At 40.7% G+C, this 24418-nt stretch carries 28 protein-coding genes and 1 other RNA gene; 24 read left to right on the top strand and 5 right to left on the bottom strand.

Annotated elements, in window-relative coordinates; all coding sequences use genetic code 11:
* Positions 1 to 270 precede the first annotated feature (270 nt).
* From rpoB to HMPREF1519_RS02260, 16 genes are all read left to right on the top strand, one after another.
* Complete coding sequence (rpoB, locus tag HMPREF1519_RS02185; RefSeq protein ID WP_002885744.1) at positions 271 to 3852, top strand: DNA-directed RNA polymerase subunit beta; 3582 nt, start codon at positions 271 to 273, stop codon at positions 3850 to 3852.
* 100 nt (positions 3853 to 3952) lie between these two features.
* On the top strand, positions 3953 to 7591 hold the full coding sequence (gene rpoC, locus HMPREF1519_RS02190; RefSeq protein ID WP_022496096.1) for a DNA-directed RNA polymerase subunit beta': 3639 nt from the start codon (positions 3953 to 3955) through the stop codon (positions 7589 to 7591).
* Positions 7592 to 7753: 162 nt separating this feature from the next.
* The gene (locus HMPREF1519_RS02195; RefSeq protein ID WP_002887019.1) at positions 7754 to 8116 is read left to right on the top strand and encodes a DUF1033 family protein; all 363 of its coding nucleotides are present in this window, start codon (positions 7754 to 7756) and stop codon (positions 8114 to 8116) included.
* Positions 8117 to 8195: 79 nt separating this feature from the next.
* Positions 8196 to 9137 (top strand): competence type IV pilus ATPase ComGA, encoded by a 942-nt coding sequence (comGA, locus tag HMPREF1519_RS02200; RefSeq protein WP_022496097.1) that lies wholly within the window; start codon positions 8196 to 8198, stop codon positions 9135 to 9137.
* Complete coding sequence (gene comGB, locus HMPREF1519_RS02205; protein WP_156024868.1) at positions 9019 to 10119, top strand: competence type IV pilus assembly protein ComGB; 1101 nt, start codon at positions 9019 to 9021, stop codon at positions 10117 to 10119. Before comGA ends, comGB begins: the two co-directional genes overlap by 119 nt.
* A gap of 8 nt (positions 10120 to 10127) precedes the next feature.
* The gene (gene comGC, locus HMPREF1519_RS02210; RefSeq protein WP_037611125.1) at positions 10128 to 10442 is read left to right on the top strand and encodes a competence type IV pilus major pilin ComGC; all 315 of its coding nucleotides are present in this window, start codon (positions 10128 to 10130) and stop codon (positions 10440 to 10442) included.
* Complete coding sequence (comGD, locus tag HMPREF1519_RS02215; RefSeq protein ID WP_014632541.1) at positions 10402 to 10830, top strand: competence type IV pilus minor pilin ComGD; 429 nt, start codon at positions 10402 to 10404, stop codon at positions 10828 to 10830. Before comGC ends, comGD begins: the two co-directional genes overlap by 41 nt.
* Before the next feature lie 31 nt (positions 10831 to 10861).
* A complete protein-coding gene (gene comGE / locus HMPREF1519_RS02220) occupies positions 10862 to 11092 on the top strand; it encodes a competence type IV pilus minor pilin ComGE (RefSeq protein ID WP_002887015.1) in 231 nt (76 codons plus the stop codon).
* Positions 11079 to 11516 carry a competence type IV pilus minor pilin ComGF gene (comGF, locus tag HMPREF1519_RS02225; RefSeq protein ID WP_022496100.1) on the top strand — a complete coding sequence of 146 codons (438 nt, stop codon included), beginning with the start codon at positions 11079 to 11081 and terminating at the stop codon, positions 11514 to 11516. Before comGE ends, comGF begins: the two co-directional genes overlap by 14 nt.
* Positions 11494 to 11811 (top strand): competence type IV pilus minor pilin ComGG, encoded by a 318-nt coding sequence (comGG, locus tag HMPREF1519_RS02230; RefSeq protein WP_021144683.1) that lies wholly within the window; start codon positions 11494 to 11496, stop codon positions 11809 to 11811. Before comGF ends, comGG begins: the two co-directional genes overlap by 23 nt.
* A gap of 44 nt (positions 11812 to 11855) precedes the next feature.
* Positions 11856 to 12812: a class I SAM-dependent methyltransferase gene (locus tag HMPREF1519_RS02235; RefSeq protein WP_022496101.1), complete on the top strand. Its 957-nt coding sequence runs from the start codon at positions 11856 to 11858 to the stop codon at positions 12810 to 12812.
* A gap of 56 nt (positions 12813 to 12868) precedes the next feature.
* Positions 12869 to 14062, top strand: a complete 1194-nt coding sequence (locus HMPREF1519_RS02240; RefSeq protein WP_002885831.1) for an acetate kinase — start codon at positions 12869 to 12871, stop codon at positions 14060 to 14062.
* A 250-nt stretch (positions 14063 to 14312) separates the two neighbouring features.
* Complete coding sequence (locus HMPREF1519_RS02245) at positions 14313 to 14510, top strand: helix-turn-helix transcriptional regulator (protein WP_002885716.1); 198 nt, start codon at positions 14313 to 14315, stop codon at positions 14508 to 14510.
* Positions 14511 to 14521: 11 nt separating this feature from the next.
* A complete protein-coding gene (locus HMPREF1519_RS02250; RefSeq protein WP_002885876.1) occupies positions 14522 to 15178 on the top strand; it encodes a CPBP family intramembrane glutamic endopeptidase in 657 nt (218 codons plus the stop codon).
* 77 nt (positions 15179 to 15255) lie between these two features.
* Complete coding sequence (locus HMPREF1519_RS02255; RefSeq protein WP_022496102.1) at positions 15256 to 15702, top strand: hypothetical protein; 447 nt, start codon at positions 15256 to 15258, stop codon at positions 15700 to 15702.
* A gap of 112 nt (positions 15703 to 15814) precedes the next feature.
* Entirely contained in the window at positions 15815 to 16477 is a 663-nt protein-coding gene (locus HMPREF1519_RS02260) for a CPBP family intramembrane glutamic endopeptidase (protein ID WP_022496103.1), read from the top strand.
* 26 nt (positions 16478 to 16503) lie between these two features.
* Here the strand turns inward: HMPREF1519_RS02260 and proC are convergent, their stop codons facing one another.
* Together proC and pepA are read right to left on the bottom strand one after the other, a co-directional pair.
* Positions 16504 to 17274, bottom strand: coding sequence for a pyrroline-5-carboxylate reductase (gene proC, locus HMPREF1519_RS02265; RefSeq protein ID WP_022496104.1), 771 nt, complete (start codon positions 17272 to 17274; stop codon positions 16504 to 16506).
* A 15-nt stretch (positions 17275 to 17289) separates the two neighbouring features.
* A complete protein-coding gene (pepA, locus tag HMPREF1519_RS02270; RefSeq protein ID WP_021152626.1) occupies positions 17290 to 18357 on the bottom strand; it encodes a glutamyl aminopeptidase in 1068 nt (355 codons plus the stop codon).
* 99 nt (positions 18358 to 18456) lie between these two features.
* Between pepA and HMPREF1519_RS02275 the strand changes: the two genes are divergently transcribed.
* The 7 genes from HMPREF1519_RS02275 (at position 18457) to tadA (ending at position 23278) form a co-directional block, all read left to right on the top strand.
* On the top strand, positions 18457 to 18741 hold the full coding sequence (locus tag HMPREF1519_RS02275) for a DUF4651 domain-containing protein (protein WP_002885838.1): 285 nt from the start codon (positions 18457 to 18459) through the stop codon (positions 18739 to 18741).
* Positions 18738 to 19052, top strand: coding sequence for a thioredoxin family protein (locus HMPREF1519_RS02280; protein ID WP_002887006.1), 315 nt, complete (start codon positions 18738 to 18740; stop codon positions 19050 to 19052). The genes HMPREF1519_RS02275 and HMPREF1519_RS02280 overlap by 4 nt, the downstream gene beginning before the upstream one ends.
* A 3-nt stretch (positions 19053 to 19055) precedes the next feature.
* A complete protein-coding gene (locus HMPREF1519_RS02285; RefSeq protein WP_022496105.1) occupies positions 19056 to 19580 on the top strand; it encodes a hypothetical protein in 525 nt (174 codons plus the stop codon).
* A 31-nt stretch (positions 19581 to 19611) separates the two neighbouring features.
* Entirely contained in the window at positions 19612 to 20235 is a 624-nt protein-coding gene (gene ytpR / locus HMPREF1519_RS02290) for a YtpR family tRNA-binding protein (RefSeq protein ID WP_002885779.1), read from the top strand.
* A gap of 265 nt (positions 20236 to 20500) precedes the next feature.
* On the top strand, positions 20501 to 21178 hold the full coding sequence (locus HMPREF1519_RS02295) for a CPBP family intramembrane glutamic endopeptidase (protein ID WP_022496106.1): 678 nt from the start codon (positions 20501 to 20503) through the stop codon (positions 21176 to 21178).
* 429 nt (positions 21179 to 21607) lie between these two features.
* Entirely contained in the window at positions 21608 to 22000 is a 393-nt protein-coding gene (locus HMPREF1519_RS02300; protein WP_002885697.1) for a single-stranded DNA-binding protein, read from the top strand.
* 759 nt (positions 22001 to 22759) lie between these two features.
* Positions 22760 to 23278 (top strand): tRNA adenosine(34) deaminase TadA, encoded by a 519-nt coding sequence (gene tadA, locus HMPREF1519_RS02305; protein ID WP_037611108.1) that lies wholly within the window; start codon positions 22760 to 22762, stop codon positions 23276 to 23278.
* An 86-nt stretch (positions 23279 to 23364) separates the two neighbouring features.
* On the opposite strand, the gene HMPREF1519_RS02310 is transcribed toward tadA, so the two are convergent.
* The 3 genes from HMPREF1519_RS02310 to HMPREF1519_RS02320 are packed head-to-tail and all read right to left on the bottom strand — an operon-like array spanning position 23365 to position 24010.
* Positions 23365 to 23616: a hypothetical protein gene (locus tag HMPREF1519_RS02310; protein ID WP_014635104.1), complete on the bottom strand. Its 252-nt coding sequence runs from the start codon at positions 23614 to 23616 to the stop codon at positions 23365 to 23367.
* Positions 23617 to 23663: 47 nt separating this feature from the next.
* A complete protein-coding gene (locus tag HMPREF1519_RS02315) occupies positions 23664 to 23831 on the bottom strand; it encodes a class IIb bacteriocin, lactobin A/cerein 7B family (RefSeq protein WP_037611109.1) in 168 nt (55 codons plus the stop codon).
* A 20-nt stretch (positions 23832 to 23851) separates the two neighbouring features.
* Positions 23852 to 24010 (bottom strand): class IIb bacteriocin, lactobin A/cerein 7B family, encoded by a 159-nt coding sequence (locus HMPREF1519_RS02320; RefSeq protein ID WP_037611110.1) that lies wholly within the window; start codon positions 24008 to 24010, stop codon positions 23852 to 23854.
* Between the two features lie 321 nt (positions 24011 to 24331).
* Between HMPREF1519_RS02320 and ffs the strand changes: the two genes are divergently transcribed.
* Positions 24332 to 24417: signal recognition particle sRNA small type (ffs, locus tag HMPREF1519_RS10225), an RNA gene on the top strand.
* The last annotated feature ends 1 nt before the right edge of the window (position 24418 follow it).

The following is a 24418-nucleotide window of genomic DNA, read 5'->3' on the forward strand; positions in this document are numbered from 1 at the left end:
TCAAGAGATACAGCAGTTAAATCAACGTTTTTTCGGTCAGATTTAGCTGCTATTTTTGTGCTTATTTTTAGGATTTTCAAGTGTTGTAACGCATATTTAAAGCTTCTAAAAATTCACAGAATAATTTTTTCGCTTATTATTAATCAGTTAAGTAGATCTTGATGTTTAATCACTTGTTATTGGGACAAGCAACTGAAAAAGGCAGAAGACAAATATTTAAAGTGCACGACTTGCAAAGCAGGTCTCGAATGTAGAAAAGGAGTAGAAGACTTGGCAGGACATGACGTTCAATACGGGAAACATCGTACCCGTCGTAGTTTTTCAAGAATCAAAGAAGTTCTTGATTTACCAAACTTGATTGAAATCCAAACGGATTCATTCAAAGAATTCTTGGATACTGGTCTTAAAGAGGTTTTTGAGGATGTACTTCCTATCTCAAACTTCACAGACACTATGGAATTGGAATTCGTTGGTTACGAATTGAAAGAGCCTAAGTATACACTTGAAGAAGCTCGTATCCACGATGCATCATACTCAGCACCTATCTTTGTGACTTTCCGTCTTATTAACAAAGAAACTGGTGAAATCAAAACTCAGGAAGTCTTCTTCGGAGATTTCCCTATTATGACTGAGATGGGTACTTTCATCATCAATGGTGGTGAACGTATTATCGTTTCTCAGTTGGTGCGCTCACCTGGTGTTTACTTTAACGATAAGGTTGATAAAAACGGTAAAGTGGGTTATGGATCAACAGTTATCCCTAACCGTGGGGCATGGCTTGAGCTTGAAACGGATTCAAAAGACATCGCCTACACTCGTATCGACCGTACACGTAAGATTCCATTCACAACGCTTGTGCGTGCGCTTGGATTCTCAGGTGATGACGAAATTGTTGATATCTTTGGTGATAGCGAGTTGGTTCGTAACACCATTGAAAAAGATATCCACAAAAACCCAGCAGATTCACGTACTGATGAAGCGCTTAAAGAAATTTATGAACGTCTTCGTCCAGGTGAACCAAAAACTGCCGACAGCTCACGTAGCTTGCTTGTAGCTCGTTTCTTTGATCCACGTCGTTATGACTTGGCTGCTGTTGGTCGTTACAAAGTCAACAAAAAACTTAACATCAAGACACGTCTTTTGGGACAAACAATTGCTGAAAATTTGGTAGATCCTGAAACAGGTGAAATCCTTGTTGAAGCTGGTACTGAAATGACACGTGATGTGATTGATTCAATCGCAGAATACTTGGATGGTGATTTGAACAAATTTGTATACACACCAAATGATTATGCGGTGGTTACAGAACCTGTTGTTCTTCAAAAATTCAAGGTTGTTGCACCAAATGATCCAGATCGTGTGGTTACAATTGTTGGTAATGCCAATCCAGATGACAAAGTTCGTGCTTTGACAACAGCGGATATCTTGGCTGAAATGAGCTACTTCCTCAACCTTGCTGAAGGTATCGGTAAAGTTGACGATATCGACCACCTTGGTAACCGTCGTATCCGTGCCGTTGGTGAATTGCTTGCTAACCAATTCCGTATTGGTTTGGCTCGTATGGAACGTAACGTACGTGAGCGTATGTCAGTTCAAGATAACGAAGTCTTGACACCACAACAAATCATCAATATTCGCCCTGTAACCGCAGCTGTTAAAGAATTCTTCGGTTCTTCACAGTTGTCACAGTTCATGGACCAACACAACCCATTGTCAGAGTTGTCACACAAACGTCGTTTGTCAGCCTTGGGACCTGGTGGTTTGACACGTGACCGTGCCGGATATGAAGTTCGTGACGTGCACTACACGCACTACGGTCGTATGTGTCCAATTGAAACACCTGAAGGACCTAACATCGGTTTGATCAATAACTTGTCTTCATACGGACACCTTAACAAGTATGGTTTCATTCAAACACCATATCGTAAGGTTGACCGTGCAACTGGTAAAGTAACCAACGAAGTAGTTTGGTTGACTGCCGACGAAGAAGATGAGTACACAGTTGCTCAGGCTAACTCTAAATTGAACGAAGATGGAACATTTGCAGAAGAAATCGTTATGGGTCGTCATCAAGGTAATAACCAAGAGTACCCATCACACCTTGTAGATTTCGTGGATGTTTCTCCTAAACAGGTAGTTGCCGTTGCGACAGCATGTATTCCTTTCTTGGAAAACGATGACTCTAACCGTGCCCTCATGGGTGCCAACATGCAACGTCAGGCTGTGCCTTTGATTGACCCTAAAGCACCTTATGTTGGTACTGGTATGGAATATCAAGCTGCCCACGATTCAGGAGCTGCAGTTATCGCTCAACACGACGGTAAAGTTGTCTACTCTGATGCTGATAAAGTTGAAGTTCGTCGTGAAGATGGTTCTCTTGATGTTTATACTATTCAAAAATTCCGTCGTTCAAACTCAGGTACTGCCTATAACCAACGTACTTTGGTTAAGGTTGGCGATATTGTTGAAAAAGGTGACTTTATCGCTGACGGTCCATCTATGGAAGGTGGAGAAATGGCCCTCGGTCAAAACCCTATCGTCGCTTACATGACATGGGAAGGTTACAACTTCGAGGATGCCGTTATCATGAGTGAGCGTCTTGTGAAAGATGACGTTTATACATCTGTTCACTTGGAAGAATTCGAATCAGAAACACGCGATACAAAGCTTGGGCCTGAAGAAATTACACGCGAATTGCCAAACGTTGGTGAAGAAGCCCTCAAAGACCTTGACGAAATGGGTATTATCCGTATCGGTGCTGAGGTTAAAGAAGGTGACATTCTTGTTGGTAAGGTAACACCTAAGGGTGAAAAAGACCTTTCTGCTGAAGAACGTCTTCTCCACGCTATCTTTGGTGATAAATCTCGTGAAGTACGTGATACATCACTCCGTGTACCTCACGGTGGTGATGGTGTCGTTCGTGATGTTAAAATCTTCACACGTGCAAACGGTGATGAATTGCAATCAGGTGTTAACATGCTTGTTCGTGTTTACATCGCTCAAAAACGTAAGATCAAGGTCGGAGATAAGATGGCCGGTCGTCACGGTAACAAAGGGGTTGTTTCTCGTATTGTTCCTGTTGAAGACATGCCTTACCTTCCAGACGGTACACCGGTTGATATCATGTTGAACCCTCTTGGGGTGCCATCACGTATGAACATCGGTCAGGTTATGGAACTTCACCTTGGTATGGCTGCTCGTAACTTGGGTATCCACATCGCAACACCAGTCTTTGATGGAGCAAGCTCAGAAGACCTTTGGGATACTGTTCGTGAAGCAGGTATGGATAGTGATGCTAAGACAATCCTTTACGATGGACGTACAGGTGAACCATTTGATAACCGTGTGTCAGTTGGTGTCATGTACATGATCAAACTTCACCACATGGTTGATGATAAACTTCACGCTCGTTCAGTAGGTCCTTACTCACTTGTTACCCAACAACCTCTTGGTGGTAAAGCACAATTTGGTGGACAACGTTTCGGTGAGATGGAGGTTTGGGCCCTTGAAGCTTATGGTGCATCAAATATCCTTCAAGAAATCTTGACTTACAAGTCAGATGACGTTAACGGACGTTTGAAAGCCTATGAAGCTATCACTAAAGGTAAACCAATTCCAAAACCAGGTGTACCAGAATCATTCCGAGTACTTGTTAAAGAATTGCAATCACTTGGTCTTGATATGCGTGTCCTTGATGAGGATGACTACGAAGTTGAATTGCGTGATCTTGATGAAGGTGAAGACGACGATGTCATGCACGTCGATGATCTTGAAAAAGCACGTGTACAACAAGCCAAAGAAGCAGCTGAATTAGAAAAAGCTAAAGAAGAAGCTTCAGATAAAACAGAATAAAATAAGCTTTAGAGAGGGAGTTCACACTCTCTGCTAAGGTAGCTGATAAAGGTGAGAATAGCGCTGCTATTGTCAATAGAACAAAAGAAAGGTAATACTAGTGGTTGACGTAAATCGATTTAAAAGTATGCAAATCACACTAGCTTCACCAACTAAGGTCCGTTCATGGTCTTATGGTGAAGTTAAGAAACCTGAAACAATCAACTACCGTACGCTCAAACCAGAACGCGAAGGTCTCTTCGACGAAGTAATCTTTGGTCCTACTAAAGACTGGGAATGTGCGTGTGGAAAATACAAACGTATCCGTTATAAAGGTATCGTTTGTGACCGCTGTGGTGTTGAAGTAACACGTGCTAAGGTTCGCCGTGAACGTATGGGTCACATCGAGTTGAAAGCACCAGTATCACACATCTGGTACTTCAAGGGAATCCCTTCTCGTATGGGATTGACTTTGGACATGAGCCCTCGTGCGCTTGAAGAAGTTATCTACTTCGCAGCTTACGTGGTTATCGATCCAAAGGAAACACCACTTGAACCAAAATCTCTCTTGACAGAACGTGAATATCGTGAAAAATTGCAAGAGTATGGACATGGTTCATTTGTCGCTAAAATGGGTGCAGAAGCTATCCAAGATCTCTTGAAACAAGTGGATTTGGAAGCTGAAATTGCTGAACTCAAAGAAGAGTTGAAGACAGCAACTGGTCAAAAACGTGTTAAAGCTGTGCGTCGTTTGGACGTTCTTGATGCCTTCTATAAGTCTGGTAACAAACCAGAATGGATGGTTCTTAACATTTTGCCAGTATTGCCACCAGACCTTCGTCCAATGGTTCAATTGGATGGTGGACGCTTTGCGGCATCTGACTTGAACGATCTTTATCGTCGTGTTATCAACCGTAACAACCGTTTGGCTCGTTTGCTTGAATTGAATGCCCCAGGTATCATCGTGCAAAACGAAAAACGTATGTTGCAAGAAGCGGTAGATGCCCTTATCGATAATGGACGTCGTGGTCGTCCAATTACTGGACCAGGTAGTCGTCCACTTAAATCTTTGAGTCACATGCTTAAAGGTAAACAAGGTCGTTTCCGTCAAAACTTGCTTGGTAAACGTGTTGACTTCTCTGGACGTTCCGTTATCGCCGTTGGTCCAACACTTAAAATGTACCAATGTGGTGTGCCACGTTTGATGGCCATCGAACTTTTCAAACCATTCGTGATGCGTGAAATCGTTGCGCGTGAATACGCAGGTAACGTGAAAGCCGCTAAACGTATGGTTGAACGTGGTGATGAACGTATTTGGGATATTCTTGAAGATGTTATCAAGGAACACCCAGTACTTCTTAACCGCGCACCTACCCTCCACCGTTTGGGTATCCAGGCCTTTGAACCTGTCTTGATTGATGGTAAGGCCCTTCGTCTTCACCCATTGGTATGTGAGGCCTACAATGCCGACTTTGACGGTGACCAAATGGCCATCCACGTTCCATTGTCTGAAGAAGCTCAAGCTGAAGCACGTTTGCTCCTTCTTGCGGCTGAACACATCCTTAACCCTAAAGACGGTAAACCGGTCGTAACGCCATCTCAGGATATGGTTCTTGGTAACTACTACTTGACTATGGAAGAAGAAGGCCGTGAGGGTGAAGGTATGGTCTTCAAGGATATTGATGAGGCAGTTATGGCTTATCGTAATGGTTATGTTCACTTGCATAGCCGTGTAGGTATTGCAGTAGACAGCATGCCTGATAAACCTTGGAAAGAAAACCAACTTCACAAGATTTTGGTTACAACTGTTGGTAAGATCCTCTTTAACTCGATCATCCCAGCAGAAATTCCATATCTTCAAGAAACAACAAATGAGAACTTGACAGATAGTACACCAGATAAGTACTTCCTTGAACCAGGTCAAGATATCCAAACAGTTATTGATGGTTTGGAAATTAATGCACCATTCAAGAAGAAAAATCTTGGTAACATCATCGCTGAAACCTTCAAACGTCTTCGTACGACTGAAACATCAGCCTTCCTTGACCGTTTGAAAGACCTTGGTTACTACCACTCAACACTTGCTGGTTTGACAGTGGGTATCGCCGATATCCCAGTTATCGATAACAAACAAGAAATTATCGATGCTGCTCACCACCGTGTTGAAGAAATTAACAAGGCCTTCCGTCGTGGTTTGATGACAGATGATGACCGTTATGTTGCTGTTACAACAACATGGCGTGAAGCGAAAGAAGCCCTTGAAAAACGTCTGATTGAAACACAAGATCCTAAGAACCCAATCGTTATGATGATGGACTCAGGAGCTCGTGGTAACATCTCTAACTTCTCCCAACTTGCCGGTATGCGTGGTTTGATGGCCGCTCCTAACGGACGTATCATGGAATTGCCTATCCTTTCAAACTTCCGTGAAGGTTTGAGCGTTTTGGAAATGTTCTTCTCTACTCACGGTGCGCGTAAAGGTATGACCGATACGGCCCTTAAGACAGCCGATTCAGGTTACCTTACTCGTCGTTTGGTTGACGTTGCCCAAGATGTTATCATCCGTGAAGACGACTGTGGAACAGACCGTGGTCTTCTCATCCGTGCGATTACTGATGGTAAAGAAGTTACGGAAACACTTGAAGAACGTCTTCAAGGTCGTTACACTAAGAAATCAGTTAAGAATCCTACAACAGGTGAAGTAATCGTAGGTCCAGATACTTTGATTACTGAAGACATGGCTGCTGCTATTGTCAATGCTGGTGTTGAAGAAGTAACTATCCGTTCAGTCTTTACATGTAACACACGTCACGGTGTCTGCCGTCACTGTTACGGTATCAACTTGGCAACAGGTGATGCGGTTGAAGTTGGTGAAGCAGTTGGTACTATCGCCGCTCAATCTATCGGGGAACCTGGTACACAGCTTACTATGCGTACCTTCCACACCGGTGGGGTAGCCTCAAATACCGATATCACACAGGGTCTTCCACGTATCCAGGAAATCTTTGAAGCACGTAATCCTAAAGGGGAAGCGGTTATCACTGAAGTTAAGGGTACTGTTATTGAAATCGAAGAAGATGCTGCAACACGTACTAAGAAAGTCTTCGTTCAAGGTAAGACTGGAATGGGTGAATACGTTGTTCCATTTACAGCTCGTATGAAAGTTGAAGTTGGTGACGAAGTACACCGTGGTGCGGCCTTGACAGAAGGTTCAATCCAACCTAAACGTCTCCTTGAAGTACGTGATACCTTGTCAGTTGAAACTTATCTTCTTGCAGAAGTACAAAAAGTTTACCGTAGCCAAGGGGTAGAAATCGGTGACAAACACGTCGAAGTAATGGTTCGTCAAATGCTTCGTAAAGTACGTGTTATGGATCCAGGTGATACAGATCTCCTTCCAGGTACACTTATGGACATTTCTGACTTCACAGATGCTAACAAGGATATTGTTATCTCTGGTGGTATTCCTGCAACATCTCGTCCAGTCCTTCTTGGTATTACGAAAGCCTCACTTGAAACAAATTCATTCTTGTCAGCGGCTTCCTTCCAAGAAACAACACGTGTCCTTACAGATGCAGCTATCCGTGGTAAGAAAGACCATCTCCTTGGTCTTAAAGAAAATGTTATCATTGGTAAGACTATCCCTGCTGGTACAGGTATGGCTCGTTACCGTAACATTGAACCACTTTCAGTTAACGAAGTTGAAGTTATTGAAAACATTGCTGTTGATGAAGCAATTGTGGAATCATCTGAAGACTAAAATGAAAGCAAAAGAACTCACAATGAATTGTGGGTTCTTTTCGTATTTATATGACTAGAATATCTTCTATTTTTGATAAATATAAAATATAAGACCATTTTTTTTATCTTTTCCAGAAAATTTTGTATAATAAGAACACCAAAGATGAAGTGAGAAAGAAAAATGTACCAAGTAGTTGAAATGAAAGGGGATTTGGAACCGTGGTGGTTCCTAGAAGGATGGCAAGAGGATATCATCAGTACTAAGGAATTTGAAAATTTTTACGATGCCCTCAAGTACTATAAAAAACTTTGGTTTGCGATGGAAGAAACCTTGCCAAGTTATATCAGCCGTAGTAGTGTCATGACTGCTTTTTGGGATCAAGAGGATAAGCACTGGTGTGAGGAGTGTGACGAATACCTGCAGGTCTATCAATCGATTGCTCTTTTGGATGATTGGCAGGAAATTCCTGAGGAAAAATACCGTCCGGGATATGAAAAGCGAAATGACCTTCCAAATCATGCCCACTGTAAAATTAAACGTTAAATAATCCAGAAGCTCGAAAATTTCGAGCTTTTTTTCATTTTCTTAAACTTTTTACGAATAGGTCTATGAGGAGGTCCTTATGGTAACAGAATTTGCTAAGGAAATGATCAAAAATGCTGATAGTTGTGGGGCTCAAGACATCTATGTCATTCCACGTCAGGAAAATTATGAGCTCTATATGCGAGTTGGCCAGGAGAGGAGATTAATTGATGTATATCGGCCTGATTTCATGGCTAGTCTTATTGGTCACTTTAAATTTGTGGCGGGAATGATGGTGGGTGAGAAGCGTAGGAGTCAACTAGGTTCCTGTGACTATGATTGTGGTGATGGTCAAAGGGTTTCTCTGCGTTTGTCTACCGTAGGGGATTATCGCGGCTTAGAAAGTTTAGTTATTCGTGTTCTACATTCTGAACGTCGAGAATTAGTGTACTGGAATCAAGGAATCCAGCCTATTATGGATGCTTTGGATTATCGTGGCTTATATCTCTTTGCAGGTCCCGTTGGTTCTGGAAAGACTACGCTTATGCATGAGTTGGTTCAGGAGCGTTTTAAGGGGCAGCAGGTGATTTCGATTGAGGATCCTGTGGAAATCAAACAGGATAATGTCTTGCAACTCCAGGTGAATCAAGCAATTGACATGACCTATGATAATTTGATTAAGCTATCATTACGTCACCGCCCGGATGTTTTGATTATTGGAGAAATTCGAGATAAGGAGACTGCTCGAGCGGTTATTAGAGCTAGTCTGACGGGAGTGACTGTTCTTTCAACTATTCACGCAAAGAGTGTGGCAGGTGTTTATGAGCGTCTTCTGGACCTTGGTGTAGATAAGTCCGAGTTGGATAATGCCCTTCAAGGGATTGCCTACATGCGTCTGATTAAGGGAGGAGGTGTGATTGATTTTGCCAGTGAAAATTTCCAAAGCCATTCGTCAACCAACTGGAACCAGCAGTTGGAAGGCTTGGTTAAACAAGGATATCTCACTGAAGGGGATATCCAAGGGGAAAAAATTAAAGATTAATCAGCAACTCAAGGTTATCCAGCTTTTCAAACAACTTTTAAAGGCAGGGTTTACCTTGACTGAAATCGTAGCCTTTTTGGAGCGAAGTCACTTGTTGAAAGAATCGTCCTTGTCTCTTATGAAAGCGAGCTTAATGCGAGGCGACAGGTTGGACCAGATGTTTGCGTCAGTAGGTTTTTCGGACAATATTGTTACTCAGATTGCCCTTGCTGATAAGCACGGTAATCTTCTAGGGAGTTTAACCAAGATTGAAACCTACATGCTTCGTATGACCAAGGTTCGTAAGAAACTCATGGAGGTAGCGACCTATCCTATTCTACTTCTGGGTTTCCTGATTCTGATTATGTTGGGGCTCAAAAATTATCTTCTGCCTCAACTGTTAGAGGGGGATGGTAAGGAGAATTGGGCTGTACAGTTGGTTCAAATTTTTCCCCAGCTCTTTTTTGTGACTTTGTGCGGACTTCTTGTATTAAGCTTAATTCTCTATCTATGGGTGAAACGCCAGTCAGCCCTTGTCTTTTATCGACGAATGGCAAAAATCCCTTTTATAGGCCAAACTGTCAGGCTATATACGACTGCCTATTATGCTAGAGAATGGGGAAATCTCTTAGGGCAAGGTATTGACTTGCTAGACTTAGTTGCTCTAATGAAAGAGCAAAAGTCCAAGCTTTTTCGTGAGCTGGGGGCTGATTTAGAGGAAGCCTTGATGCTAGGACAGAGTTTTCCTGACCGAATTGCTACTCACCCATTTTTCACTAAGGAGCTATCCTTAATTATTGCTTATGGAGAGGCCAATGCTAGGTTGGGCTATGAGTTAGAAGTCTATGCTGAAGAGGTTTGGCAGGCTTTCTTTAACCGTCTTAATAAGGCAACAACCTTTGTGCAACCCCTCATTTTTGTTATTGTTGCTGTCGTGATTGTAATGATCTATGCAGCTATGCTATTACCAATGTATCAAAATATGGAAGGAATGATGTCATGAAATTGATGTTGAAAAAATTGAATGCCGTAAAATTACGTGCTTTTACGCTGATTGAAATGCTGGTCGTGCTTCTCATTATCAGTATTCTCCTCTTACTTTTTGTTCCTAACTTGAGTAAGCAGAAGGATTCTGTTAAAGAGACTGGAAATGCGGCTGTGGTCAAGGTCGTGGACTCTCAAGCAGAACTTTATGAAATGAAAAATAATAAGACAGCTAGTTTAGCAGCTCTTGTTTCAGAAGGTCAAATCACGCAAAAACAGGCAGATTCATACAATGATTACTATGCGAAACATGGTGGCGAAAGCCGCTCAGTGGCCAATTAGAGCCTTTACCTTGTTGGAGAGTCTGGTGACTCTAGCAGTGGTTGCCTTTCTCACTCTGAGTTTATCAGGCTCAGTCACAGGTATTTTTCAGCAGGTTGAGACTAATCTTTTTTATCTGCGCTTTGAGTACCTATACCGAGATAGTCAGCGCTTGGCAGCGGCGGAAGGGTCCAATGTTGAATTGCAGTTGTCCAAGGATAAAATCAGTAACGGAAAATCAAGTCTGGTGATTCCTAAAAATATACATCTGGATAAGGGGCAGACGCTAGTGTTTGATGCCAAAGGAGGCAACTCTAGCCTCACAAAGATTCGTTTTTCAAGTGATAAGGAGGTGGTGACCTATCAGCTTAACATGGGCAGCGGTAAATATAAAAAGACGGTCTCTTAGAGGCTATATTCTTATCGAAAGTTTGGTAGCAATGGCTGTCTTAGTACTCGTCAGTGGTCTTATCTTGGATCAGATCAATACCAATCGTAGGCTAATGGCTAGGAATCTCCACCAACAGGAGGTCTTGAGTGTGGCAACCATGGCAGTTCAGACAAAACAGGATCAGTTGACCTTAAATGGGATCACAGTGACGGTAAAACGTAGCCAGCAAGGTATCGCGGTTTATGAATCAGGAAAGGAGATTATTCATGTCTCTCAATAGCAAGGTTCGTGCTTTTACCCTCTTGGAATGTCTAGTAGCTCTATTGGTGATTGCTGGTTCAATTCAAGTTTATCAAGGTCTGACTACAGTATTGGTGAGCAATGTTAAGCAGGTCAAACAACAAGAAAACCAAGACTGGCTCCTATTTGTCCAACAAATGGAGGCAGAATTAGAAGGTTGTCAGTTGGTAAAGGTAGAGGGGAACAAACTCTATGTCAAGCAGGATAATCAAGACTTAGCTTTTGGACTTTCAAGTGCTACTGATTTTCGAAAAACAAATGCTGACGGTCGAGGTTACCAACCCATGCTTTTCAATGTAAAAGCTAGTACAATTAGCCAAAATAACCAGATAGTCACCATCCAAGTGACTCTTAAAAATGGGCTACAAAGGAGTTTTGTTTATGCTTTTGAAAAAACAGGTTAGGGGAGGCGTTCTTCTCTACGCTCTTTTTATGGCTGGCATTTTCACACTTCTTCTGCATGTTTATCTGGAGCGGGTGGTTGCTAGCTCTAGACAGAACCAAGCGCAAATGATCTCCAGTCAGAGTCGTCTCATGGCAGAGATGACCATGGACTTGGCGGACAAGGAAGCAGGTGCTTTTAGTTTTTCTCAGGGAACTACGACTTACGAGGTTAAGGACAAACAAGTGATTGTTAGAGTTGCCAGTAAAGGCCAAATCAAGACCTATCGTTATGTGAAGAAGCAGGAGCAGAAATAGAAATTCTCTTTCCTTTTTGATATGATAGAAGGACGGAGGAAATCATGAATTTTGAAGCAATTGAGACAGCCTTTGAGCTGTTGTTAGAAAATGTCCAAACCATTGAAAATGATCTTGGAACCCATGCTTACGATGCGCTTATTGAGCAAAATTCCTATTATTTGGGGGCTGAGGTAGCTAATGAAGTCATCATCAAAAACAACAAGAAATTACGTGCCCTTAATCTAAGCAAAGAGGAGTGGCGTCGTGCTTTTCAGTTCTTGTTTATCAAGCTAGGGCAATTGGAAGCCTTACAAGCCAATCACCAGTTTACACCTGATGCTATTGGATTTATCATTCTTTACCTACTTGAAGGTTTGACCAAGGACGACCAATTAGATGTTTTGGAGATTGGTTCGGGGACAGGAAACTTGGCTGAAACTCTTCTAAATAATAGTCAGAAAACCCTTAATTATATGGGAATGGAAGTTGACGATCTCCTTATCGATTTGTCAGCTAGTATTGCTGATGTGGTGAATTCAAGTGCAGTTTACATTCAAGAAGATGCTGTTCGACCACATATTCTCAAAGAGAGTGATGTTATTATTAGTGACCTACCTGTTGGTTACTACCCTAATGATGAAATTGCGAGTCGTTTCAAGGTTGCAGCAACTGGTGAACACACCTATGCCCATCACCTTCTCATGGAGCAATCACTCAAGTACTTGAAGAAAGATGGTATTGCTATTCTTTTGGCACCAACTAATCTTTTGACAAGCCCACAAAGTGATTTGCTTAAGAAATGGCTATCAGGCTATGCTGATATTATTGCCGTTATCACTCTTCCAGAAGCAGCTTTTGGCAATAAACATAACATGAAGTCTATCTTTGTGCTTAAAAAACAAACTGAAAATGCTCCTGAGACCTTTGTTTATCCACTTAGCGATTTGCAAAACCCAGAGGTCCTCAAAGATTTTACAGAGAATTTCCAAAAATGGAAATCAGATAATTCCATTTTCTAGCAAAACATGTTAGAATAGGACTATATTATTGAAAGCGTTTTACAAAGAGGTGGCTTATGACAAAAACAATAGCAATTAATGCAGGAAGCTCAAGCTTGAAATGGCAACTATATGAGATGCCAGATGAAGTTGTTCTTGCTAAGGGTTTGATTGAACGTATCGGCTTGAAAGATTCTGTTTCAACAGTAAAATTTGATGACCGTTCAGAATCGCAAACTCTAGATATTGCTGACCATGTTCAGGCAGTAAAAATCTTGCTTGATGATTTGATTCGTTTTGATATTATCAAGAGCTATGATGAAATTACAGGTGTTGGTCACCGTGTGGTTGCTGGTGGAGAATATTTCAAAGAATCAAGCTTGGTGGATGAAGATGCCTTGGCTAAGATTGAAGAATTGTCAGCCTTAGCACCTTTACACAATCCAGGTGCAGCTTCAGGGATTCGTGCCTTTAAGGAGCTCCTCCCAGATATTACAAGTGTTGCTGTTTTTGATACAGCCTTCCATACATCTATGCCGGAAGTGGCCTACCGTTATCCAGTGCCTAATCGTTACTATACAGACTACCAAGTCCGTAAGTATGGAGCACACGGAACTAGCCACCAATATGTTTCTCAAGAAGCAGCTAAGTTGTTAGGTAAACCAATTGAAGAAACTAAGATTATCACAGCCCATGTGGGAAATGGTGTTTCAATTACTGCCGTTGATGGTGGTAAATCAGTAGACACATCAATGGGATTGACACCACTTGGTGGCGTTATGATGGGAACACGTACAGGGGATCTTGACCCTGCGATTATTCCATTCGTTATCGATCGTGAGCCTGAAATGGCAGATGCTGAGCGTATTCGTCACGTCTTTAATAAGGAATCAGGTCTCCTTGGTATTTCTGAAAAATCAAGCGATATGCGTGATATCATTGCTGGAAAAAATGCTGGTGATGAAAAATGTGCCTTGGCCTATGATCTTTATGTGGATCGTTTGCGTAAATATATCGCTCAATACTTTGGCGTTTTGAACGGAGCGGATGCGATTGTCTTTACAGCAGGTATTGGTGAAAACTCTGCAGAAGTTCGTGCTTCAGTTTTGGATGGTCTCACATGGTTTGGTATTGAAGTGGATCCTGAAAAGAATGTCTTTGGACATGTAGGCGACATTACAACAGCAGAGTCAGCTGTTAAAGTATTTGTTATCCCAACAGATGAAGAGTTGGTGATTGCGCGTGATGTTGAGCGCCTTAAAACTAAATAAGTTATCAAAAATTTGATAAGACCAGAAAAGTTGGCTGAGTGATTGGCTAGCTTTTTTGAATGCACTGACAGAATCATTCGAATATTTCTATTTATGTGTAATTCTATAAGTAAAGAAAACTTTACAAAAAATGTAAAAAAGACTTTACAAAACATGTAAAGTGAACTATACTATAAATGTAAAGTTAACTTAACAAAGAAAAGTAAGGAGTTTAACTATTTGAGAATAAACGATAAGGTTGAGGTGCCACATGGAAACAAAAATTCAGGAACTTCGCAAGGCTAATAAGATTAGTCAGGCAGAGTTAGCAGATGAGATGGGGGTCACGAGGCAGACCATCATTTCACTCGAAAAAGGTCGCTATAATGCGTCGTTGGAACTGGCTTTTAAAATTGCTAGATATTTTGGAAAGACTATTGAAGAAGTCTTTATTTTTGAGGAAGATTAAGGAGAAAAGATATGTTTAAACAAGTCATGAAGAAAATTGGTGTTATTGTTTTAGCGCTCACTCTACTAATCTTAGATTTAACACTATTAGGTGCTTTCCCGCTACTTACTCAGGATGGTAAGTTTTTACTTGTGGAGCAAATAGGTTACGGTATTTGGGCATTAGGGAGTTTGGCTATTTTTATCGTGATTGCTTATAGATTTAAACTCTTATCGCTTAAAGAGATTAATTGGAGACGTCTCGTTGCGATTGCTTCTCTTAATCTCGTCATCTTTTTCCTAGGTGATCTTCTAGGGTATTTTATTGGTCAGTTAACACACAATGCGACTATGGAAAATCAAGATGCTTTAAATGCTATCTTTGCCCACGTACCATTCTATCTTTACCTAGTAGTCGCCGGTTTTATTATTCCGATTATGGAAGAAATCATTTTTAGAGGACTCTTAGCCAAGGTGCTCTTTGGAAAATACTTTAAGACGGGTCTTGTTATTTCCAGTCTTCTCTTTATGGCTGGTCACTCAGCATTTACGCTTCAGACAATTGTCATCTATGGTATTATGTCAGCTGGTCTTGCGATAACATATTATAAGACTAAGCGTATCGAGTACAGTATGGGTGTTCATATCTTAAACAATAGCATAAGTGTACTACTCAGTCTTTTCGTTTAAGGTAAATAAGTGTTTAAAGTTGTCAGTGAAAAAAGTTATATTGCTCTTATAAAGGATAATAAAGGGAGTGTTAAGATATGTTAATAAAAATGTTATTAGGAAATAGAAAAACAGAGGCCGAATTTAAGAAATACATTACACGAGTAGCCTGCTCTTTCTTTTCTTTGGGTATTTTGGGATTATTTATTGTTCGCTCTAACAGTCTTAGTGATTATGCTCTAGGATTAGTATTGGGATTTACCATTGGGGTTTATGCCTTGTCAATCTATTATTTTGCTATACTTACCCATCCTAAACGTCTTCATCGGATGTATATTGCTGCCTACGATGAGCGAAATAAACAGATTTTAATGGCGACAGCAGTTGCAACACTGGTTCTGGAGTTTTTGCTTATCTTTGTTTTAATCGCCTTATATGCCTTTGTTAATCTTCAGTTGCCCTATGTTACAGTCTTATCTGTCTTGCTCTATGGCTTAGTATTGGGATTTGCCCTTATTCGTCTCATTCTATCTAAAATAGGATGAGAGCCTATATTATCTTGGAAAACTCCTCTTTCGTTTTCTTTTTGTCTTGTCAAATAAGTTATGTTGTATTATAATAAAAGTACAAACAGATGATGAAAAGAGGTGGATTCTCATGAACAAAGGGTCAATTCTCAAACGCTTTCTTTATTTTTTACTAGCTTTCCTAATACTAATTATTGATCAAGTTCCAACCATCTATTTAGGTGTCAAAGATATAAGGCTGGTCTGTCTCTTAATTTTTATCTTGCTTCTTATGAGCGCAGGAGCTCTTTTCTTAGGAAAACGTCTTGGGCTTTTCGAAGGCTTTAAGGCCCTTTCTTCCCTGAAGGCCTGGGGTATGATTGGCTTGACCTACCTAGGTATTTATATCGTTACTAGGATTGGTTCTATAGTCATGATGATGGAAGGTGTTAGTAATAGCACCAATCAGGCAGCCATAGAAAATGCCCATATGAATCCCTTCCTTCTCATAACGTTTACAGTAATTATGGCACCAATTGTGGAAGAGCTGGTTTTTCGCGGGCTCCTCATGGGACGCGTCTTTAATCCAGATTCTATTGTTGGCTTGATTGTTAGTAGTTTACTTTTTGGCCTTGTTCATATGCCGAATAGTATCGGTGTTTGGATTGTATATGCAGGTATGGGTCTTGCCCTTGGAATAGCATATCGTAAGTTTCAAAAGTTAGAGTACTGTATCATGGCCCATATCATTAACAATAGTATTGCGGTTTCAATGTTGTTACTCTTACAATTTTTAGCGCCATATATCAAATAAAGCTCGGAAGATTCCGAGCTTTTTTCTTATAGTTTTTTGGCTTTAGCAATGGTTGTATCAATACTTGAAACCACACTATGGGTGAGGCCTGTACGCTCAAGGTCCATGAGACCGGCGATAGTAGTCCCACCAGGGCTACATACCTTGTCAATAAGATCATGTGGACTGTCGCTACCAAGACTGAGATTTTCAGCAGTAGCTAGAACCGTCTGTGTGGCAATGGTCAGAGCGACCTGCTTACTTAGGCCGTTTTTGACACCAGCCTTGGCTAGAGCCTCGATAAAGAGGGAGATGTAGGCAGGGCTAGAACCCGCTAGGGCAGTAAAGGTATCAAAGTCTTTCTCAGCCAATTCAACAGTGGTTCCAAAACTGTCTGTGATTTCCTTGGCAACTGCCAAAAGGTCCTCGGATACCTTATCATTAGTGCAAAGACCAGTAGTGCTTTTGAGAATCTGAGCATTAAGGTTCGGCATGATACGAATAAGAGGAAGGTCTGGACTGGTGAGGGAAGCGAGGCGTTCCAAGGTCACTCCAGCAGCCATACTTATGATAGGTTGATGGAAATTGAGATCGGCTAGTACCTTATCAAACATTTGAGGTTTGATACCAAGGATGACCAGGTCAGCATTATCCAACAATTCCTGATGGGAAGCAGCCGCTTCAACCTCTAGTTCCTCTGCAATCTGGCGTGAACGAGCCAAGGAAGACCCTGAAATAATGATACGATGTGAGCTTGTATTTAGGCCGTTGATAATGGCTGTCGCCATTTTTCCGACACCGATAAAACCTATAATCATGGGTTACTCCTTGTCTTAGTAGTTTTTAATTAAATCTACTGTTGAGCGATCCAACTTCTTAACAATAGCTTGTAAGAAGGCCTGTGCTTCTAGGAAGTCATCCATCGCATAAAGGGTTTGGTGCGAGTGAATGTAGCGGGCACAAACACCGATAGTTGTTGATGGAACACCAGCATTCTGCAAGTGAGCGGCACCAGCATCTGTTCCGCCCGCAGCACAGTAGTATTGGTATTTGATACCAGCTTCTTCAGCAGTAGTTAAAAGGAAATCTTTCATATTTGGCAACATGATGTGACCTGGATCGAAGAAACGAATAAGGGTACCATCACCTACCTTACCTTGATTACCATAGATATCCCCTGCAGGAGAACAGTCCACTGCAAAGAAAACTTCAGGATCAAATTTAGTGGTAGAGACATGAGCACCACGTAAACCAACCTCTTCTTGAACATTGGCACCAGCGATTAGAGTATTGTTGAGTTCTTGATCCTTAACGTTTTCCAAGAGTTCACGAATCATGAGAACACCATAACGGTTATCCCAAGCTTTAGAAATGACATTCTTTTGATTGGCTGTGAGAATCGTTTCTGATTCAGGAATGATGACATCACCTGGGAAAACGCCGTAGGCATTTGCTTCTTCTTGGTTGGCAAAACCAGCATCAAAGACGATATCAGAAACACTGGGAAGACTTGAAGCCCCACCGCTAGCACGTAAGAAATGAGGTGGCACTGAACCTGAGATGACAGGATAGGTACGGCCGTCACGAGTGTGTAGAGTGAAGCGTTGTGAGCTGACAACAAGTGGGTTCCAACCACCAAGTTCAACGACACGGAAAGTTCCGTCTGCTTTGATTTCCTTAATCATAAACCCAACTTCATCCATGTGGGCAGCCACAAGCACCTTAGGGGCATTTTCTGCCTGGCTATGCTTGATACCGAAAATACCACCGAGACCATCTGTTTGGACCTCGTCTACAAGTGGAGTGATGTTGTTGCGAAGGTAGTCGCGTACAGGAGCTTCAAAGCCTGAAGTAGCACTGAGCTCGGTTACTTCTTTAATTTTGTCAAATAGGGTAGTCATAAAATCCTCCTTGAGTAGTACTTGCTACTATTTTAGCACGATTCTCAAGAGATAGGTAGCCTCTCCCCATTCGTCTAAAATTATGGTAAAATGTTTCTTATGAAACGTAAAACATTGGCCTTGTTTGCTGGAGGCGTAGGAGCTTTAGGTCTCTTGGCAATGGCAGAGAAGTATAGACAGTCACGTGCAGAAATGAAGAAGGCTGCATTAATCCAAGATATTAGACAAGAATTATCTCACTTGGGGACTATCGCAGTCCTTTATACAAATCCCACTGATAAGGAAAATCCAGGACTTACAGGAGGTATCGTCTTAGAGGATGGACGTTCCTATAGCTTTGTTTATGCAGAGGATATCTTGACCTATGAGGAGGAGCAGGCATGATTATTCCTAAGAATCTTGAAGAATTGGCAAGCTATGTTGAAAGTGATCAAAAGGTGGTTTTCTTTTTCACTGCTGATTGGTGTCCAGACTGCCAGTTCATCTATCCCGTTATGCCTGAAATTGAAGCCCTCCATCCAGATATGACCTTTGTGCGTGTTAACCGTGATGATTATATGGCTTTGGCACAAACTTGGAATATCTTTGGTATTCCAAGTTTTGTCGTGACTCAGAAAGGTCAGGAATTGGGACGCTTGGTCAATAAAGCTCGTAAAACCAAAGAAGAAATCAATGCCTTTTTGTCGGAGATTTAAAAGATGAAAATCAATCACTTTCCTAATATCTCTCTTGATATTTCAGAAACTAAAGAAAAGTATCTGACAGAAAAAAATGAGGAGATTATCGAAGAATTATGCCAAATTTTAGTAGAGCATTCCAAAATTGAAAGTGATATCTTCCTAAAACACCAAGAAATAAACACTTACAAAAAGGAAAATAATCTTCCTACACATCAAACTATTCCTGGAGAAATGGAGTTATTTGATGAATTTAAAGAGAAGTTGACTCCTTTAGCTCAAAAATACTTGACTGATAACTGTTATAAAAGAGGTTTTTCAGCTTCTTTTGGTTCTCCAGGCACCTATGATTTTGTGTTAGAGCCCTGTCGAGTTAAGTTTATTATGAAGAGTAAGGCTAAGATGTTTCTCGAATTTTCTTATGGGAATGACTTTTGGTACCATAAACAATTTATCGTAAAATTAACAGAGAGTGACTGGAAAATTGACAAGATTAGTTATCGCTATGGTAGTAATGACGATTCTTGGCATGTCAGTCGATTTTAAAATCTATAAAAGAACTATTGAAGGAGAACCCATGATTTTTGCATACAATAAGGAACAAGTTGGCGACGTTTTGTTGGTTATCTTGGAAGATACTAAGGACATCAAACGTAGCGTAGAACGTAAAGGTAAAGTGGCGCGTGTCACAGCTGATGAAACAGGTAAGACTCTTGCTTGGAATATTTTTGAAGCATCAAGCCTCATTGATATTGAAGGTAACGGTCAAGTTTTCTTATCAGACCAAGATGTAGCTGTTTTGAACGAGGAATTGGCTAAAGAGGGCTTTGAAGAGCGTTTGGAAAACACACAAGGTCCAGTCTTTGTGGTTGGACAAATTGATGAAATGGTTGCACATCCAGACAGTGACCACCTTAACATCTGCCAAGTGAACATCGGTGATAAGAAGGTCCAAATCGTTGCAGGAGCACCAAACGCAGCCCTTGGTCTTAAAACTATCGTAGCTCTTCCTGGTGCTATGATGCCTAGCGGTGCCCTTATCTTCCCAGGAAAACTTCGTGGTGAAGATAGTTATGGTATGATGTGTGCCCCACGTGAGTTGGCACTTCCAAATGCCCCACAAAAACGTGGTATTATTGAACTTGATGATTCAGCAGTAGTCGGTGAGGCTTTTGATCCAGCTAAACACTGGAAAGGGTAAATAAGACAAGAAGCGGTAAGTAAGCCGCTTTTTTTTCAGGAGAGCTCGTCTTGGCAAATGGTTCAAAATTTTCGAGAACCTCTTTATGCTTACCAAGTTCATCATCAAAATATAATAGTATTGCTCTCAATCTCTATTATTTGCCAAAACAACTTTATCCGAGCAATTATCTAAAAAATGTGGCTTCAAGTTTATTAATCAAGTTGTGTTTTATTTATCTGTCAGACTCAGATTTGGTGATGATTATAAAAGAAAGGAAAGTTCAATGGTTTACAACAAACATAAGGGAGTCCTTGTTTTTATGATTCTCTATACAGTCCTCTTTGTTTTTGACGGTATACGAGTATTTGATGCTCCCTTGCCTTCTTCTTCAACGACCTATTTAGTCTATACCACCATGTTTTTGTATGGTTGCTTCTTATTTAAGTCCGAATTGCTCAAAAAGTGGGAAGAGGTTAGAAGTTCTAAAAGAAAATTTTTTTGGGGGGTTTTAAAAGGCTGGCTCTTACTTGTCCTGGTGACCATTTTCTTTGGACTACTATCGGCAATATTGAGGCAGGTTTTGGGACTAAGTGAACAAGGACTAAACGAGGCTAATATACAAAGTACCTTTAAAGAACAACCACTACTGATAGCAGTTTTCGCCTGTATCATTGGACCTTTGGTGGAAGAACTCTTTTTCCGTCAAATTTTATTGCATTGTTTACAGAGACATTTGCCAAGCTGGCTAAGCATTTGTGTGGTAGGATTTGTTTTCGCCTTGACCCATATGCACAGTTTGTCTTTATCAGAGTGGGTCAGTGCAGTTGGTTACTTAGGTGGCGGAGTAGCCCTTTCAATTATTTATGTGAATGAAAAGGGAAATATTTACTATCCCTTGATGGTTCATGTGCTAGGAAATATTTTATCTTTTATAGTATTGGTCATTGGTAGTGTGCAATAAGTGAATTCCAAACTATTTCAGCTTACAAAGAAAAAGGCAAAGGACTCTCGTCTCTCTTCTATCAATAAAACAACTTCAAAACGGAGTGTTAAAATTATTTTAAGTGGTAACTCTGGGTCAGCAGAGGATGATTTGAGTAAATAAACTAATGACAAGTTTGTATGGCGATAACTGTTCTTTGAATCGACAGCTCATACCAAGCTTCCTACTTCCTTTGCTAGTAGCTCAGCTCATCTTCAGATGTCTAATATTTAGTGACAAGTACATTTATTGCAGAACTCATCCTGCTTTTCACCCGAATAGATTTTACTTTTTTCTATTTAATTGAATTCAATAATGTGATATATATATCTTATTTTTATTCTTGCTTTTTCAAAATCAGTCACTTTTTTTACTTCCGCTTACGAATAGATAGGTGGAGGTAAAAAAATGTATAACAAAGTTATTTTAATTGGACGTTTGACGGCGACTCCTGAAATGGTAAAAACTGCTAGTGATAGGTCTTTTACACGTGTCACAGTTGCGGTTAATCGTCGCTATAAGACGCAAAATGGTGAGCGTGAGGCTGACTTTATTACAGTGGTTGTCTGGGGGCGTTTGGCTGAGACCTTAGCATCTTATGCTAGCAAGGGGAGTTTAATTTCTCTTGATGGGGAGCTTCGTACCCGTAAGTACGATAAGGATGGTCAAACCCATTACGTTACTGAAGTGCTTTGTTCCTCTTTCCAACTTCTGGAGAGTCGTGCTCAGCGTGCTGTTAGGGAAAATAATCCTGATAATGACTTGGCTGACCTCGTCTTGGAAGAAGAACTTCCCTTTTAGTTTATCCTTTGACTAGCTATCTAGGTCTCCTATCTTTGAAGCAACCTCTCTAAAAAATCATTATCTTGTTCCATACCTTGTTTTGAAGAATTGTTGGAGATAAAACATTAAACACTTGTTAGACTAATAAACAGTAAAATTAGATAAGACTTAGGATGATAGGTGTTTAATAGTGTAGATAGACTAGAAAAAATAGTTTAAGAAGACCTAAAACGTTGATATATCAACGATTTAAATGTTAAGCAAAATATTCAAAACAATGCATACAATTAACAGTTGTCTCTAATGTATATCATTGTTTTATTACCGATTTTTAAATTAAATGATAGAGGTTTCATGATAAACTATAGATGGGTAAGGAAAAAGCTATAAAAGTTACTTTTATAGTAGGCATTATTTGTTTGGAAGGAAAGTGTGAAATATCACAACTATAACGCTATCCTTGCAATTGTTTGAGACAGTTGCATTTTTGTTTATCGTTGTGAGGCCTTAGGCCTGTATAATGATTTCACAGACAATTGACTATGACACTCCGACTGACATATGAATTAGGATGTTAAGCGGTCGTTGACTTTTCGTCTAGCCTTGGGGGAACACATTGGTGTGATTCCTAAGACTCACCAGACTAATGTGTTTGAAGCTAGGATGATTCGTCTTAGCTTTTTTTGTGTCCTTTAGAAAGGGAATATCATTCTTATGCTATAATAGAAGGACTAAGCGAGATATTGTCTCGCAAATCTTGGAACGGGAGTGACACTAATGCTTGACTTTACCCAAGAAGAGAAAGACTTTTTTATGTCTAAAGCTCTTAAGGAGGCCGAAAAATCTCTAGATAAAGCAGAGATTCCAATTGGCTGTGTCATCGTTAAAGATGGCGAAGTCGTAGGTCGTGGGCACAATGCACGAGAGGAGCTCAATCAAGCTATCATGCATGCGGAGGTCATGGCTATTCAGGAGGCCAATAGGACTGTGGGCAATTGGCGTTTGTTAGATTGTACCCTCTTTGTGACCATTGAACCCTGTGTCATGTGTAGTGGAGCAATTGGCTTGGCTCGTATTCCTAAAGTGATCTATGGAGCAAGCAATCAAAAGTTTGGTGGTGCGGGTAGCCTTTACGATATCCTAAGAGATGAGCGTCTCAACCATCGCGTAGAAGTAGAGACTGGTGTCATGGAGGAAGAGTGTGCTAAGATTATGCAAGACTTTTTCCGTCAGAGTCGTGAACGCAAAAAAGAAGCCAAACGATTGGCTAAATTGGAAACAAGGCAAGATATGTAAACAAAAGTGCAAGTCCAAAGGGACTTGCACTTTTTAATGGAAGAAGAGTCTTTTTGTTTTCCTGAAGGCAGTTTAGGTCACTCTTTCTATGATTTTTTTTCTTTTTCTCTTGTTAAAAGAAAAATAGGCATAAAGAGGATTAGAGTACCAAAAGCGGACTTCAAATTAGTATCAATAATTGGTGTTCCTAATCGTACATGAAAGATAAGGTTGATTAGGAGTATCAAAAGTAGGCTACCGATAATTCCAGCTAAAGCTATTTTTACGAGTAAATAGTTATTCGTTTTAGGTGATTGATTAGCAGTAGTATCATTTGTTTGATTTTTTGTATGTTTCATGAGTTATCATCCTCAAAATCTTTGAGATGTCAGCTGAGTTCTGTTAGTTAGTGGATGAGGTTATAGAAAGACTTACCTGCAGCATAGCTAAGGTCATAAGTCAGTTTTGCAGCAGCAATGCCAACAGAAATAGCGGCCCAAGGAACCACTCCACCTGATACAGCTTCAAGTTCTTGAGTAGTCATGTTTTTACGATTGTTAATGGTCTTAGTCATTGTTCACATGTCCTTTCTTTTCATCGTGCAGAGTCCATGTAGCCATTGTAGGCTCCAAGGCATACCATAGTTCCAATAGGTCCTGAAGCTAGGCAGAGCCCTCCAATGGCAAGGTTGGTCTTCCATCCGCCTCCTGTTACTGAGGCTAGGTCAGCTACCTTTATTTCTTTGTTAATCATTGTCATTCTCCTTTTTTTATTTTTGGTGAGTCTTTAAATCTCATACCCTCTCACCACGAGTTAAGAGATATGTTAAACATGGCTTCTCCTTTCAATAAAGTCAGCCATGTCACTAGCTTTTGGTGCTTTCCTCAAGCTATGGATTTATTATAAGGTGTCGAGAAATAAAAAAGTAGTGACATAAATGTCACCATGGTAAGTCTTATGCTTTATCGAAGTTTAGACTGATCGAAGGAAATAATAGGGACTGATAGGGGATAGGTCTAGCTAGTCTTATCTTAAGTTCTCTACTTGCAATCACTTCGATTTATGGTATAATATTTTTCGGAGCAACATCTGTGCGTGAAGCGGGTCAGGGGAGGAATCCAGCAGCCCTAAGCGATTTCAGGTGTGTGCTCTTTTTTTGTG

Source organism: Streptococcus sp. SR4, assembly GCF_000517725.1.
GTDB classification, from domain to species: Bacteria; Bacillota; Bacilli; order Lactobacillales; family Streptococcaceae; genus Streptococcus; species Streptococcus salivarius_F.

Bases quoted from the DNA above. Each gene is read 5' to 3' on its own strand.
- comGF (WP_022496100.1), top strand. From the start codon at position 11,079: ATGTCTCTCAATAGCAAGGTTCGTGCTTTTACCCTCTTGGAATGTCTA.
- HMPREF1519_RS02250 (WP_002885876.1), top strand. From the start codon at position 14,522: ATGTTTAAACAAGTCATGAAGAAAATTGGTGTTATTGTTTTAGCGCTC.
- HMPREF1519_RS02285 (WP_022496105.1), top strand. From the start codon at position 19,056: ATGAAAATCAATCACTTTCCTAATATCTCTCTTGATATTTCAGAAACT.
- HMPREF1519_RS02195 (WP_002887019.1), top strand. From the start codon at position 7,754: ATGTACCAAGTAGTTGAAATGAAAGGGGATTTGGAACCGTGGTGGTTC.
- pepA (WP_021152626.1), bottom strand. From the start codon at position 18,357: ATGACTACCCTATTTGACAAAATTAAAGAAGTAACCGAGCTCAGTGCT.
- ytpR (WP_002885779.1), top strand. From the start codon at position 19,612: ATGATTTTTGCATACAATAAGGAACAAGTTGGCGACGTTTTGTTGGTT.
- HMPREF1519_RS02240 (WP_002885831.1), top strand. From the start codon at position 12,869: ATGACAAAAACAATAGCAATTAATGCAGGAAGCTCAAGCTTGAAATGG.
- comGA (WP_022496097.1), top strand. From the start codon at position 8,196: ATGGTAACAGAATTTGCTAAGGAAATGATCAAAAATGCTGATAGTTGT.
- HMPREF1519_RS02295 (WP_022496106.1), top strand. From the start codon at position 20,501: ATGGTTTACAACAAACATAAGGGAGTCCTTGTTTTTATGATTCTCTAT.
- comGD (WP_014632541.1), top strand. From the start codon at position 10,402: ATGCGAAACATGGTGGCGAAAGCCGCTCAGTGGCCAATTAGAGCCTTT.
- HMPREF1519_RS02320 (WP_037611110.1), bottom strand. From the start codon at position 24,010: ATGATTAACAAAGAAATAAAGGTAGCTGACCTAGCCTCAGTAACAGGA.
- HMPREF1519_RS02275 (WP_002885838.1), top strand. From the start codon at position 18,457: ATGAAACGTAAAACATTGGCCTTGTTTGCTGGAGGCGTAGGAGCTTTA.
- HMPREF1519_RS02245 (WP_002885716.1), top strand. From the start codon at position 14,313: ATGGAAACAAAAATTCAGGAACTTCGCAAGGCTAATAAGATTAGTCAG.
- tadA (WP_037611108.1), top strand. From the start codon at position 22,760: ATGCTTGACTTTACCCAAGAAGAGAAAGACTTTTTTATGTCTAAAGCT.
- proC (WP_022496104.1), bottom strand. From the start codon at position 17,274: ATGATTATAGGTTTTATCGGTGTCGGAAAAATGGCGACAGCCATTATC.
- comGG (WP_021144683.1), top strand. From the start codon at position 11,494: ATGCTTTTGAAAAAACAGGTTAGGGGAGGCGTTCTTCTCTACGCTCTT.
- comGE (WP_002887015.1), top strand. From the start codon at position 10,862: ATGGCTGTCTTAGTACTCGTCAGTGGTCTTATCTTGGATCAGATCAAT.
- HMPREF1519_RS02315 (WP_037611109.1), bottom strand. From the start codon at position 23,831: ATGACTAAGACCATTAACAATCGTAAAAACATGACTACTCAAGAACTT.
- HMPREF1519_RS02310 (WP_014635104.1), bottom strand. From the start codon at position 23,616: ATGAAACATACAAAAAATCAAACAAATGATACTACTGCTAATCAATCA.
- HMPREF1519_RS02235 (WP_022496101.1), top strand. From the start codon at position 11,856: ATGAATTTTGAAGCAATTGAGACAGCCTTTGAGCTGTTGTTAGAAAAT.
- HMPREF1519_RS02255 (WP_022496102.1), top strand. From the start codon at position 15,256: ATGTTAATAAAAATGTTATTAGGAAATAGAAAAACAGAGGCCGAATTT.
- HMPREF1519_RS02280 (WP_002887006.1), top strand. From the start codon at position 18,738: ATGATTATTCCTAAGAATCTTGAAGAATTGGCAAGCTATGTTGAAAGT.
- HMPREF1519_RS02260 (WP_022496103.1), top strand. From the start codon at position 15,815: ATGAACAAAGGGTCAATTCTCAAACGCTTTCTTTATTTTTTACTAGCT.
- HMPREF1519_RS02300 (WP_002885697.1), top strand. From the start codon at position 21,608: ATGTATAACAAAGTTATTTTAATTGGACGTTTGACGGCGACTCCTGAA.